At 72.4% G+C, this 13,261-nt stretch carries 11 protein-coding genes; 7 read left to right on the forward strand and 4 right to left on the reverse strand.

Going from position 1 to position 13,261, the window contains the following annotated elements; all coding sequences use genetic code 11:
• Positions 1–170 precede the first annotated feature (170 nt).
• From fdhD to J7I94_RS02675, 4 genes are read right to left on the reverse strand one after another with little or no spacing between them, the layout of a single operon-like run.
• On the reverse strand, positions 171–1,019 hold the full coding sequence (fdhD, locus tag J7I94_RS02660; protein WP_215164820.1) for a formate dehydrogenase accessory sulfurtransferase FdhD: 849 nt from the start codon (positions 1,017–1,019) through the stop codon (positions 171–173).
• A 7-nt stretch (positions 1,020–1,026) separates the two neighbouring features.
• A complete protein-coding gene (locus tag J7I94_RS02665) occupies positions 1,027–1,887 on the reverse strand; it encodes a 2Fe-2S iron-sulfur cluster-binding protein (RefSeq protein ID WP_215164821.1) in 861 nt (286 codons plus the stop codon).
• Positions 1,884–3,695: an NADH-ubiquinone oxidoreductase-F iron-sulfur binding region domain-containing protein gene (locus tag J7I94_RS02670; RefSeq protein ID WP_215164822.1), complete on the reverse strand. Its 1,812-nt coding sequence runs from the start codon at positions 3,693–3,695 to the stop codon at positions 1,884–1,886. Before J7I94_RS02670 ends, J7I94_RS02665 begins: the two co-directional genes overlap by 4 nt.
• Positions 3,696–3,701: 6 nt before the next feature.
• Positions 3,702–5,621: a molybdopterin oxidoreductase family protein gene (locus J7I94_RS02675; protein ID WP_215164823.1), complete on the reverse strand. Its 1,920-nt coding sequence runs from the start codon at positions 5,619–5,621 to the stop codon at positions 3,702–3,704.
• 252 nt (positions 5,622–5,873) lie between these two features.
• Here J7I94_RS02675 and J7I94_RS02680 point away from each other — a divergent pair, with 252 nt between their 5' ends.
• From J7I94_RS02680 to J7I94_RS02705, 7 genes are all read left to right on the forward strand, one after another.
• Positions 5,874–7,199: an OFA family MFS transporter gene (locus J7I94_RS02680; protein WP_215164824.1), complete on the forward strand. Its 1,326-nt coding sequence runs from the start codon at positions 5,874–5,876 to the stop codon at positions 7,197–7,199.
• A complete protein-coding gene (locus J7I94_RS38940) occupies positions 7,180–7,314 on the forward strand; it encodes a hypothetical protein (RefSeq protein ID WP_285442395.1) in 135 nt (44 codons plus the stop codon). The genes J7I94_RS02680 and J7I94_RS38940 overlap by 20 nt, the downstream gene beginning before the upstream one ends.
• A 133-nt stretch (positions 7,315–7,447) precedes the next feature.
• Entirely contained in the window at positions 7,448–8,395 is a 948-nt protein-coding gene (locus tag J7I94_RS02685; RefSeq protein WP_215164825.1) for a beta-ketoacyl-ACP synthase III, read from the forward strand.
• A 121-nt stretch (positions 8,396–8,516) separates the two neighbouring features.
• Positions 8,517–9,194, forward strand: a complete 678-nt coding sequence (locus J7I94_RS02690) for a GntR family transcriptional regulator (protein ID WP_215164826.1) — start codon at positions 8,517–8,519, stop codon at positions 9,192–9,194.
• Between the two features lie 237 nt (positions 9,195–9,431).
• Entirely contained in the window at positions 9,432–10,613 is a 1,182-nt protein-coding gene (locus J7I94_RS02695; protein ID WP_215164827.1) for an ROK family protein, read from the forward strand.
• A gap of 99 nt (positions 10,614–10,712) precedes the next feature.
• Entirely contained in the window at positions 10,713–12,236 is a 1,524-nt protein-coding gene (locus J7I94_RS02700) for a sugar ABC transporter ATP-binding protein (protein ID WP_215164828.1), read from the forward strand.
• Positions 12,233–13,252 (forward strand): ABC transporter permease, encoded by a 1,020-nt coding sequence (locus tag J7I94_RS02705; RefSeq protein WP_215164829.1) that lies wholly within the window; start codon positions 12,233–12,235, stop codon positions 13,250–13,252. The genes J7I94_RS02700 and J7I94_RS02705 overlap by 4 nt, the downstream gene beginning before the upstream one ends.
• Positions 13,253–13,261: the final 9 nt, after the last annotated feature.

Genomic DNA, 13,261 nt, shown 5'->3' on the forward strand with positions numbered 1-13,261 from the left:
GCCGGTCGTCAGGGCATCAGTAGATCAAGTCATCACATATCGGATATGTTGTACCGAATCCCCCGCGTGTCGCCCGGACCCGGAATCAGCCGACACGCCGTCACCCCGTACCGGCGCAGGGGGCGCTCTCCGCCGGCCGGGGTTCCGCCGTCGTGTCGCGGGCCGGTGCCTCAGCCCCGGGACGCGGCGGTCCGCAGGGCGATGCGGTCCTCGCCCGCGTACACGTTCATCGAGGTGCCCCGCAGGAAGCCCACCAGGGTCAGACCGGTCTCGGCGGCCAGGTCCACGGCGAGCGAGGACGGCGCCGACACCGCGGCCAGCACGGGGATACCGGCCATGACGGCCTTCTGGGCCAGTTCGAACGAGGCCCGGCCGGAGACGAGCAGCACGGACCGCGACAGCGGCAGCTCACCGTTCTGCAGCGCCCGGCCGACCAGCTTGTCGACCGCGTTGTGCCGCCCCACGTCCTCCCTGATGTCGGCCAGTTCGCCGTCCTCGGTGAACAGGGCCGCCGCGTGCAGCCCGCCGGTGCGGTCGAAGACCCGCTGGGCGGCGCGCAGCCGGTCGGGCAGTTCGGCGAGCAGGTCCGCGTCGATCCGCACCGGCGGCGTGTCGGCGATGGGCCAGCGGGCCGTCGTACGGACCGCGTCCAGGCTGGCCTTGCCGCACAGGCCGCAGGAGGAGGTGGTGTAGACGTTGCGTTCGAGGGTGATGTCGGGGAGGACGACGCCCGGCGCCGTCTGCACGTCCACCACGTTGTACGTGTTCGAGCCGTCGGCCGTGGCCCCCGCGCAGTACACGATGTTCCGCAGGTCCTCCTGACGGGCCAGCACCCCCTCGCTGACCAGGAACCCGGCGGCGAGCGCGAAGTCGTCGCCGGGCGTGCGCATGGTGATGGCGAGCGGTTTGCCGTTGAGCCGGATCTCCAGGGGTTCCTCGGCGACGAGCGTGTCCGGACGGGTGTTGACCACCCCGTCGCGGATGCGGATCACCTTGCGTCGTTCCGTGACTCGTCCCATGTCCTGATCAGCCCCGGTTCTGTACGTGCTGGTAGCCGAAACGGCCCTTGATGCAGAGATTGCCGTGGGTCACCGGGCTGTCGTGCGGCGAGGTGACCTTGACGATCTCATTGTCCTGTACGCGCAGGGTGAGGTTGCAGCCCACTCCGCAGTACGCGCACACCGTGGTCGTCTCGGTCTGCGCCGACTCGTTCCACGTACCCGCCGCCCGCATGTCGAACTCCGACTTGAACGACAGGGCGCCGGTGGGGCACACCTCGACGCAGTTGCCGCAGTACACGCACGCCGAGTCGGTCAGCGGGGCGTCCTGCTCGACCGCGATCCGGGCGTCGAAGCCGCGCCCGGCGACGGAGATGGCGAAACTGTTCTGCCACTGGTCCCCGCAGGCGTCCACGCACTTGTAGCAGAGGATGCATTTGCCGTAGTCGCGGACGTACAGGTCGTTGTCGATCCGGGGTTCCTCGTCGACGCGGGCCGCGCCGGGGCCGAAGCGGTCGGGTTCCGCCCCGTACTCCTTGATCCACTCGGCGGCCCGGGGGGTCGTCGACAGGTCGACGGAGGAGGCGAGGAGTTCCAGGACGACCTTGCGGCTGTGCCGGGCCCGCTCGGTGCCGGTGCGCACCTCCATGCCCGGCTCGGCCTTCCGGGAGCAGGCGGGGACCAGGGTGCGGGAGCCCTCGACCTCCACCACACACACCCGGCAGGCGTTCTTCGGGGTCAGCGTGTCGCCCTGGCAGAGGGTCGGCACGTCCGCGCCGGCGGCCCGGCAGGCGTCGAGGATCGTCGACCCCTCCGGGACCCGGGCCTCCTGCCCGTCGAGGGTGAACTCCACCAGCCGGCGCGGCACTCCCAGCGGTATCGCGGTCATTCGTACGCCCCCAGTCGGTCGATGGCGGACTCCACGGCGTTCCACGCGGTCTGGCCCAGACCGCAGATCGAGGCGTCCCGCATCGCCCGGCCGACCTCCCGCAGCAGGGCGATGTCGTCGGCGGCGCCGGCCCCCGTGCGCTCCGCGATCCGGCGCAGCGCCTCCTCCTGCCGCACGGTCCCCACCCGGCACGGCACGCACTGGCCGCACGACTCGTCGCGGAAGAACTCCGCGACGCGCAGCAGGAGGCGGGGGAGGGGCACGGTGTCGTCGAAGGCCATGACCACCCCCGAGCCGAGGGTGGTGCCCGCCTCCCGGGTGCCTTCGAAGGTGAGCGGGATGTCCAGTTCGTCGGGGCGTACGAAGCCGCCCGCCGCCCCGCCGAGCAGCACCGCGCGCAGCCCGTCCCGGACCCCGGCCAGGCCCAGCAGCTCGCCCAGCGTCGCCCCGAACGGCAGCTCGTAGACACCGGGGCGGGCCACGCTGCCCGACACGCAGAACAGCTTCGGGCCGGTGGACCGGCCGGTGCCGATCGCGGCGTACGCCTCGGCGCCCATGGTCAGCACCGGCAGGACGTTGACCAGGGTCTCCACGTTGTTGGCGGCCGTCGGCTTGCCGAACAGGCCCTTCTCCACGGGGAACGGCGGTTTGGCGCGGGGCTCGCCCCGGTAGCCCTCGATGGAGTTGAACAGGGCGGTCTCCTCGCCGCAGATGTAGGCGCCCGCGCCCCGGCGGATCTCGATGTCGAAGGCGTAGCCCTGCCCGAGCACGTCGTCGCCGAGCAGTCCGCGCGCGCGGGTCTGGGTGATCGCGTGCTCCAGGCGGGCCAGCGCCCGGGGGTACTCGCCGCGCAGGTAGAGGTAGCCCCGGTGGGCCCCGGTGGCGTACCCGGCGATGGTCATGGCCTCGATCAGCGCGTACGGGTCGCCCTCCATCAGCACCCGGTCCTTGAAGGTGCCCGGCTCGGACTCGTCGGCGTTGCAGACGACGTAGTGCGGGTGGTCGGGCTGGGCCGCCGTGGCCTGCCATTTGCGGCCGGTGGGGAAGGCGGCGCCGCCGCGCCCGGCCAGTCCGGAGTCGGTGACCTCGCGGATCACCCCGGCGGGGCCCAGCGCGAAGGCGCGGCGCAGGGCGCTGTAGCCGCCGTGCGCCCGGTAGTCGTCGAGGGAGGCGGGGTCCACCACGCCGACCCGGCGCAGCAGGACCAGGTCGTCTCCGCCCGCCTGCGGGACGGCCGCCGCGGCCGGGGGTTCCTCGGGCGCCGAGTCGGGGGAGGTGGCGGCGAGGAGGGCCGCGCGCGCCGTCGCCGGGGCCGCCACGGCCGTACGGACCGGGTCGCCGGCGCGGACCGCCAGCGCGGCCGGGGCGCGTTCGCACAGGCCGAGGCAGGGGCTGCGCTGGACGGTGACGCCCGGCTCCCCGGAGACCTCGGCGCACAGGGCCTCCGCGCCCGCCACGGTGCAGGCCAGGTCGGTGCAGAGGTGCAGGACGGTCGCGGGGCGGGGACGGACGGAGAACATCGCGTAGAAGGTGGCGACGCCGTACGCCTCGGCCGGCGGCACCGTCAGCCGCCGGCACAGGTAGTCCAGGGCGCCCTCGCTGATCCAGCCGACCCGGTCGCTGACCGCGTGCAGCCCCGGCAGCAGCAGGTCGCGGCGGTCCCGGGCCGCCCGCCCGCCGCGCGCCCAGCGCAGGTCCTGGCCGGAGCGGTCGGCGCCCTCCCAGGAGGACTCCGGCGGGCCCAGCAGGGCGTCGACGGCGGCCCGTTCCTCGTCCGTCGGCTTGCCGTCACCGAAGCGCAGGTCCACGGGGCATCACCTCACGATGGTCGCGACGGGCAGCTTCTCGATCCGGATCGCCGACGCCTTGAACTCCGCCGTCCCCGCGATCGGGCAGTTGGCCTCGATGGTCAGCCGGTTGGTGTCCACTTCGTCGGGGAAGTGGAACGTCATGAACGCGAGACCGGGCCGCAGCGCCGGGTCGACCCACACGGGCGCCTCCACCGCCCCGCGCCGCGAGGTGACCCGTACCGTCTCCCCGACCACCACCCCGTACCGCTCGGCGTCCTCCGGGGACAGCTCGACGGACTCGCCGCGGCGGAGCGGAGAGGCGTAACCGCCGCTCTGCACACCGGTGTTGTACGAGTCGAGCCGACGGCCGGTGGTGAGCCGGATCGGGTACCGCTCGTCGGTGAGGTCGACCGGCGGATCGTGCCGGACGATCCCGAAGGGCGCCGGGCGGCCCCGGCGGGCCGGGTCGGGGTCCCACAGCCGGCCGTGCAGGTAGGTGGGTTCGAGCCGGTCGGTGCTGGGGCACGGCCACTGGATGCCCCGGTGCTCCGCCAGCCGGTCGTACGTCATCCCGTGGTGGTCCGGCGACAGGGCGCGCAGCTCGTTCCAGACGGCCTCGGCGTCGGCGTACTTCCAGTCGTGGCCGAGGCGGGCGGCGAGGTCGCAGATGATGTCGATGTCCTCGCGGGCCTCGCCCGGCGGGGTGAGGGCCCGGCGGACCCGCTGCACGCGCCGTTCGCTGTTGGTGGTGGTGCCGTCGGTCTCCGCCCAGCCGGCGGTGGCCGGCAGCACCACGTCCGCGAGCGAGGCCGTCCTCGTCAGGAAGATGTCCTGCACGACGAGGAAGTCCAGCGACTGCAGGCGGCGTACGGCCTGTTCGCTGTCGGCCTCCGACTGGGCCGGGTTCTCGCCGACGCAGTACACGGCCTTCAGCGAGCCGTCCTCCATCGCCTCGAACATCTCGGTGAGGTCGAGGCCGTAGTGCGGCTGGAGGACGGTGTCCCAGGCGGACTCGAACTTCCGGCGTGTCTCCGGGTCGAGGATGTCCTGGAAGCCGGGGAGGCGGTTGGGAATGGCGCCCATGTCGCCGCCGCCCTGCACGTTGTTCTGGCCGCGCAGGGGCTGGAGCCCGGCGCCGTACCGCCCCACGTGCCCGGTGAGCAGGGAGAGGTTGATCAGCGCGCGGACGTTGTCGGTGCCGTTGTGGTGCTCGGTGATGCCGAGGGTCCAGCACAGCTGGGCGCGTTCGGCGCGGGCGTAGGCGTGCGCGAGGTCGCGGATCGCGGCGGCCGGGACGCCGGTCACCTTCTCGGCGAGGGAGAGCGTCCACGGCTCGACGAGGGCCCGGTACTCCTCGAAGCCGGTGGTCGCCCGCCGCACGAACGCCTCGTTGACCAGGCCCGCGTGGATGATCTCGCGGCCGATCGCGTGCGCCATCGGGATGTCGGTGCCGACATCCAGGCCGAGCCAGCTCTCCGCCCACTCGGCGGTGGAGGTGCGGCGCGGGTCGACCGCGTACATCCGGGCGCCGTTGCGTATCCCCTTCAGGACGTGCTGGAAGAAGATCGGGTGCGCGAACCGGGCGTTGGAGCCCCACATCACGATGACGTCGGTGTGCTCGATCTCCTCGTACGACGAGGTGCCGCCGCCCGAGCCGAAGGCGGCGGAGAGGCCGGCGACGGACGGGGCGTGGCAGGTGCGGTTGCAGGAGTCGACGTTGTGGGTGCCCATCACCACCCGGGCGAACTTCTGCGCCACGTAGTTCATCTCGTTGGTCGCGCGGGCGCAGGAGAACATGCCGAACGCGCCGCGGTTGCGTGCCAGGCCCCGGGCCGCCCGGTCCAGGGCCTCGTCCCAGCCGGCCCGCCGGAAAGGCGCGTCGCGGGAGTCCCGTACCAGGGGGTGGGTGAGCCTGGTGTAGTGCGTCGGTCGCGGTTTCCTCATGCGGCGCTCCTCGGTGCCGACGGGTCCGGGACGGGGGCGTCGGCCATCACCGCTGCGACGGCCTGACGGGTGCCGTGCCGCGCCGGACGCGGTCCACGGACGACGGGGTGTGCGTCGACCCTGTGTCGACGGAATATTGTCTACAGTATGGGCGTCCGGGCGGCAAGGGACTGTGCACGGCCGGTGGCGCTGGGTGGTCGTTTGATCAACTGCCTTCTCAAGCGCCGCTCGGATCTTTACGGTGGGGGACTCATGAGTCCCCCTGTCGCACCGCCCGGCTGGAGCCGCTGGCTCGTCCCGCCGGCCGCGCTCTCGGTCCACCTCTCCATCGGCCAGGCCTACGCCTGGTCCGTGTTCAAGCCGCCCCTCGAATCCGCGCTCGGCCTCAGCGGCACCCAGAGCGCGCTCCCCTTCCAGCTCGGCATCGTCATGCTCGGCCTGTCGGCCGCGTTCGGCGGCACCCTGGTCGAGAAGCGCGGGCCGCGCTGGGCGATGACGGTGGCGCTGATCTGCTTCTCGTCCGGCTTCCTGCTCTCCGCCCTGGGCGCGGCCACCGAGCAGTACTGGCTGATCGTCTTCGGCTACGGCTTCGTCGGCGGCATCGGCCTGGGCATCGGATACATCTCGCCGGTCTCCACCCTCATCAAGTGGTTCCCCGACCGGCCCGGCATGGCCACCGGCATCGCCATCATGGGCTTCGGCGGCGGCGCGCTGATCGCCTCGCCGTGGTCCGCGCAGATGCTGGAGTCCTTCGGCGCCGACAACTCCGGCATCGCGCTCGCCTTCCTCGTGCACGGACTGTCGTACGCCGTCTTCATGCTGCTCGGTGTCCTGCTGGTGCGGGTGCCGCGCGCCCCCGAGACGGCCGACGGGCGGCCCGCCCCGCTCAGCGGCGTCCAGGTCTCGGCGCGCTCGGCCGTGCGCACCCCGCAGTTCTGGTGCCTGTGGATCGTGCTCTGCATGAACGTCACCGCCGGCATCGGCATCCTGGAGAAGGCCGCCCCGATGATCACGGACTTCTTCGCGGACACCTCCGCGCCGGTGTCCGCGACGGCCGCCGCCGGGTTCGTGGCACTGCTGTCGGCGGCGAACATGGCCGGCCGGATCGGCTGGTCGTCCACGTCCGACCTGATCGGACGGAAGAACATCTACCGGGTGTACCTGGGTGTCGGCGCCCTGATGTACGCGCTCATCGCCCTGTTCGGCGACTCGTCCAAGCCGCTGTTCGTCCTCGCCGCCCTGGTGATCCTCTCCTTCTACGGCGGCGGTTTCGCCACCGCCCCCGCCTATCTGAAGGACCTCTTCGGCACCTACCAGGTCGGCGCGATCCACGGACGGCTGCTCACCGCCTGGTCCACCGCCGGCGTCCTCGGCCCGCTGATCGTGAACTGGATCGCGGACCGGCAGGAGGAGGCCGGTCGGCACGGCTCGTCCCTGTACGGGCTGTCGTTCGTCATCATGATCGGGCTGCTCGTCGTCGGCTTCGTCGCCAACGAACTGGTCCGTCCCGTCCACCCCCGCCACCACGTCCCCGCCCCGGACCCCGAGGAGGCCGCCGATGTCGCCCGACAGCAGTGAGGGCCCGCCCGACCGGCGCCCGCTGATCGCCTTCGCCTGGCTGTGGGTGGGCGTGCCGCTCGCCTACGGGCTGTACGAACTGGTGCGCAAGGCGACGCAGCTGTTCACCGGCTGAGGAGCCGGGCCGGGCCTGATGGAAGCCGACAAGCCCGGCCCGCGTTTCCTGTCACATCACCTGCCGCCGTACCCGTGAGTCACTGATCAGACTGGTGGATCCCGCAACCGCAGGCAATGAGGGGGATCCGCCCATGCACGGCTCGCGCATCACCGGAGTCGGCCACCACCAGCCCGCCGGAGTCCTGACCAACGAGGACCTGGCGGGCATGGTCGACACCAGCGACGAGTGGATCACCAGCCGGGTCGGCATCCGCACCCGCCGGATCGCCGGACCCGACGAACCCGTCGACGAACTCGCCGCGCACGCCGCCGCCAAGGCGCTCGCCGAGGCCGGGGCCGCCCCCGCCGACGTCGACCTGGTGCTGGTCGCCACCTCGACCGCCATCGACCGCTCCCCGAACATGGCCGCCCGGGTCGCCGCCCGGCTCGGCATGGGGAACCCGGCCACGATGGACGTCAACGTCGTGTGCGCCGGGTTCACCCACGCCCTGGCCACCGCCGACCACGCCGTCCGCGCGGGCGCCGCGCGCCGGGCCCTGGTCATAGGCGCCGACAAGATGTCCGAGGTCACCGACTGGACCGACCGCACCACCTGCGTGCTGGTCGGCGACGGCGCGGGGGCCGCCGTCGTCGAACCCTGCGCCGAGGGCGAGGAACCCGGCATCGGACCCGTGCTGTGGGGATCGGTGCCCGAACTCGGACACGCCGTGCGCATCGAGGGCACGCCGCCGCGCTTCGCCCAGGAGGGCCAGAGCGTCTACCGCTGGGCGACCACCCGGCTGCCCGCCGTCGCCCGGGGCGTGTGCGAACGGGCCGGCGTGGACCCCGCCGACCTCGCCGCCGTCGTCCTGCACCAGGCCAACCTGCGCATCATCGAACCCCTGGCCCTGCGCATCGGCGCCGTCAACGCGGTCGTCGCCCGCGACGTCACCGAGTCCGGCAACACCTCGGCGGCCAGCATCCCCCTCGCCCTGGCCAAGCTGGTGGAACGCGGCGAGATCAGCACCGGCGACCCGGTCCTGCTCTTCGGCTTCGGCGGCAACCTGTCGTACGCCGGACAGGTCGTGCGCTGCCCCTGAGACCCGGCTCAGGAGGTTCGAGGAAAAGGCGGGCGGGGACGAACCGTAGACTGTAGACGAAAAACACTTGATACTTTCTTTACCTTCTTCCTTGTCTCCGTCCTTCGCCCAGGGGGCCGCGATGTTGTCGACAGGACTGCCGCACGGGGCGGTGCCCAGGCTCGAACGCCCCGGCCCGCTGCGCGACCGCGTCTACGAGGCGCTGCTCGAACTCATCACCACCCGGGCCCTGCGCCCCGGCCAGCACCTCGTCGAGAGCGAACTCGCCGGGCACCTGGGCGTCTCCCGGCAGCCCGTGCGCGAGGCGCTCCAGCGCCTGAACACCGAGGGCTGGGTCGATCTGCGTCCCGCCCAGGGCGCGTTCGTGCACGAGCCGACCGAGGAGGAGGCCGACCAGCTGCTGACCGTCCGTACGCTGCTGGAGGCCGAGGCGGCCCGGCTCGCCGCGGCCAACGCGTCCAGCGCGGGCGTGGCGGCGCTGGAGGAGCTGTGCGCCGAGGGGGAGCGGGCCGTCGCCGCCGACGACGTGGACGGTGCCGTCACCCTGAACGCGCGCTTCCACTCCAAGGTGATGGAGCTGGCGGGCAACGCCGTCCTCGCCGAACTCGCCGCCCAGGTCGACCGCCGGGTGCGCTGGTACTACACGCCGATCGCCCGGCAGCGCGGCCGGCAGTCCTGGGTCGAGCACCGGGAGATGATCGCCGCCATCACCGACCGGGACGAGCAGCGCGCCACCCGGCTGATGCGCGAGCACACCGAGCACACCCGGCGGTCGTACCACGAGCGCGCCGAGTCCTGAACACACCTTTCCCGTACGGCTCTTCGGTCGGCTCTTCGTCCGGCTCGCTGTCCGGCTCTTTGTCCTGTGAGTGGAAAAAGTCGACGGCAATCTGTGCACAGCTTCTTCCCAGCTTCGGCAGCCGCTGCTACGTTCCCTTCGAAAGCACGGCAGCACGGCAGCACGGCAGCACGGCAGCACGGCAACACGGCATTACAGCGCGCAGCCGATTGAGGCGGGGAGGGGCACGTGAGACGCATGACCGCACGACCCGCCAACGCCCACCAGGCCCGGTTGCTCAAGCTGCTGCGTGACGGCGGCCCCAACTCCCGTGCCCAGCTCGGCGACCAGGTCGACCTCTCCCGGTCGAAGCTGGCCGTGGAGGTGGACCGGCTGCTGGAGACGGGACTGGCCGTCGCCGACGGACTCGCCGCCTCCCGCGGCGGGCGCCGCTCGCACAACATCCGGCTCAACCCCGGACTCCGCTTCCTCGGCGTCGACATCGGCGCGACCTCGGTCGACGTCGCCGTCACCAACGCCGAACTGGAGATCCTCGGGCACATCAACCAGCCCATGGACGTCCGTGAGGGCCCCGTCGCGGTCTTCGAGCAAGTCCTGTCCATGGCGGCCAAGTTGCGGGCGTCGGGGCTCGCGGAGGGCTTCGACGGCGCCGGCATCGGCGTCCCGGGGCCGGTCCGCTTCCCCGAGGGCGTCCCCGTGGCCCCGCCGATCATGCCGGGCTGGGACGGCTTCCCCGTACGGGAGGCGCTCAGCCAGGAACTCGGCTGCCCGGTCATGGTCGACAACGACGTGAACCTGATGGCGCTGGGGGAGCAGCACGCGGGCGTCGCCCGCACCGTGCACGACTTCCTCGTCGTCAAGATAGGCACCGGCATCGGCTGCGGCATCGTCGTCGGCGGTGACGTCTACCGCGGGACGACGGGCAGCGCCGGCGACATCGGGCACATCCAGGCCGTACCCGAGGGCCGCCCCTGCGCCTGCGGCAACCGGGGCTGCCTGGAGGCCCACTTCAGCGGCGCGGCCCTGGCCCGCGACGCCACGGAGGCCGCCGAGCAGGGCCGGTCCGCCGAACTCGCCGCCCGACTGGAGACGGGCGGGAGCCTGAGCGCCGCCGACGTCGCCGCCGCGGCGGCGGCCGGTGACGCCACCGCCCTCGACCTGATCCGCGAGGGCGGCAGCCGCACCGGCCAGGTCATCGCCGGCCTGGTCAGCTTCTTCAACCCCGGCCTGGTGGTGATCGGCGGCGGGGTCACCGGCCTCGGCCACACCCTGCTCGCCGCGATACGCACCCAGGTCTACCGCCAGTCGCTGCCCCTGGCGACCGGCAACCTGCCCATCGTGCTCGGCGAACTGGGCCCCACCGCCGGAGTCATCGGCGCCGCCCGGCTCATCAGCGACCACTTGTTCTCACCCGCGTAGCACCCCCGTCCGCACCCCTTTTCTGCACAGCTTTTCTGCACAGCGCGTAGCTCCGCCCTGCCCTGACACCGGCCCGCACGCCCGCCGAGGGGACCTCACATGGCACCAGAACCACCGCTGCTCAGCATGTCCGGCATCACCAAGTCCTTCCCCGGAGTCCGGGCCCTGGACGGCGTCGACCTCGACGTCCAGGCCGGTGAGGTGCACTGCCTGCTCGGCCAGAACGGCGCCGGGAAGTCCACCCTCATCAAGGTGCTGGCCGGCGCCCACCAGCCCGACACCGGCACCATCCGCTGGCGCGGCGAGGACGTCACCCTGCGCTCGCCCATCGCCGCGATGCGCCTGGGCATCGCCACCATCTACCAGGAACTCGACCTGGTCGAGCACCTGTCGGTGGCGGAGAACGTCCACCTCGGCCACGAACCGACCACCGCCGGCTTCGTCGTCCGCGGCCGGGCCGCCCGCGCGTCCACCGCCGCGCTGCTGAAGCGGCTCGGCCACCCCGAGGTCGACCCGGGCCGCCTGGTCGGGGACCTGTCGGCGGCGCAGCAGCAGATCGTCTCCATGGCGCGGGCGCTCTCCCACGACGTACGGCTGATCGTGATGGACGAGCCGTCCGCCGCCCTCGACCCCGACGAGGTCGACAACCTCTTCCGGATCGTCGGCGACCTCACCGCCGCCGGTGTCGCCGTCGTCTACATCTCGCACCGCCTGGAGGAGATCCGCCGCATCGGCGACCGGGTCACCGTCCTCAAGGACGGCCGCGCCGTCGCCCGCGGACTGCCCGCCGAGTCCACCCCGACCAGCGAGGTCGTCGCCCTGATGACCGGCCGCAACGTCGCCTACGTCTTCCCGGACCGGCCCGCCTCCGCCCCGGCCGCCACCGCCGAACCGGTGCTGAGCGTGCGGGGACTGGCGCGGGAGGGGGAGTTCGCCCCCCTCGACCTGGACGTGCGCCCGGGGGAGATCGTCGGCCTCGCCGGACTGGTCGGCTCCGGCCGCTCCGAGATCCTGGAGACCGTCTACGGCGCCCGCAAGCCGTCGGCCGGACAGGTCCTGGTCGACGGGCGCCCGCTCAGGCCCGGCAGCGTCCGGGCCGCCGTGCGCGCCGGGCTCGGCCTCGCCCCCGAGGAGCGCAAGGCGCAGGCCCTGCTGATGCTGGAGTCCGTCACCCGCAACGTGTCGGTCTCCTCCCTGTCCCGCTTCTCGCGCGGCGGCTGGCTCGACCGGGGCGCCGAACGGGACGCCGCCCGCGCCGCGGTCCGCGAGCTGTCGCTGCGCCCCGACAACCCGGACGTGCCCGTGCGCACCCTGTCCGGCGGCAACCAGCAGAAGGCCGTACTCGCCCGCTGGCTGCTGCGCGGCTGCCGCGTCCTGCTCCTCGACGAACCCACCCGCGGCGTCGACGTCGGCGCCCGCGCCGAGCTGTACGCGGTCGTGCGCCGGCTCGCCGACGAGGGACTGGCGGTGCTGCTGGTCTCCAGCGAGGTGCCCGAGGTGCTCGGCCTCGCCGACCGCGTCCTGGTGCTGCGCGAGGGACGGGTCGTGCACGAGGCACCCGCCCGCGAACTCGACGAACACCGCGTACTCGACCTCGTCATGGAAGGGAGCCCGGCATCATGACGCAGCACGTGTCCCCGCCCCGGGACGGCACCGGAAAGGCGGCACCGGTGGACGGGCCGCCCGCCTGGCGGGGCGTGATCGCCCGCGCCGACGTCCGCATCCTGTCCCTGCTCGGCGTGCTCGCCGTACTGGTCCTGATCGGCGGGATCACCAAGCCCGACGAGTTCCTCGACACCCGCAACCTGCAACTCGTCCTCACCCAGGCGTCCGTGATCGGTGTCGTCACCGTCGGCATGACCTTCGTGATCATGTCCGGCGGCATCGACCTCTCCGTCGGCGCGATCGTCGCCCTCGCCTCGGTGTGGGCGACGACGGTCGCCACCCAGGAGTACGGATTCCTCGGCATCCTGTTCACCGCGATCGTGGTCGGCGTGGGCTGCGGACTCGTCAACGGCGTCCTCATCGCGTACGGCGCGATGGTCCCGTTCATCGCCACCCTCGCCATGCTGGCCTCCGCGCGGGGCCTGGCCCTGCAGATCACCGACGGGCAGACCCAGATCGTCACCGTGGAGGGCGTGCTCGACCTCGGGGAGCGGGACGCCTACGTGCTCGGCATACCGCCGCTGGTCCTGGTCTTCGCCGCCGTCACCGTCATCGGCTGGCTGGTGCTGAACCGGACCACCTTCGGCCGCCGCACGGTCGCCGTCGGCGGCAACGCGGAGGCCGCCCGCCTCGCCGGCATCGACGTGCGCCGCCAGCGCCTCTACCTCTACCTGCTGTCCGGCCTGTGCTGCGGCATCGCCGCCTTCCTGCTGATCGTCCTGTCCGGCTCCGGCCAGAACACCAACGGCAACCTCTACGAACTCGACGCCATCGCCGCCGCGATCATCGGCGGCACGCTGCTCAGCGGCGGACGCGGCACCATCGTCGGCTCCGTGCTCGGCGTCCTGATCTTCACCACGATCACCAACATCTTCGCCCTGAACAACCTGCAGAGCGACGTCCAGCAGATCGCCAAGGGAGCGATCATCGTCGCCGCCGTGCTGGTCCAGCGCCGTACCGCGAGCACGCCTTGAGGAAAGGGT

The sequence above is a fragment of the Streptomyces sp. ISL-12 genome (genome assembly GCF_018614415.1).
Taxonomy (GTDB): domain Bacteria; phylum Actinomycetota; class Actinomycetes; order Streptomycetales; family Streptomycetaceae; genus Streptomyces.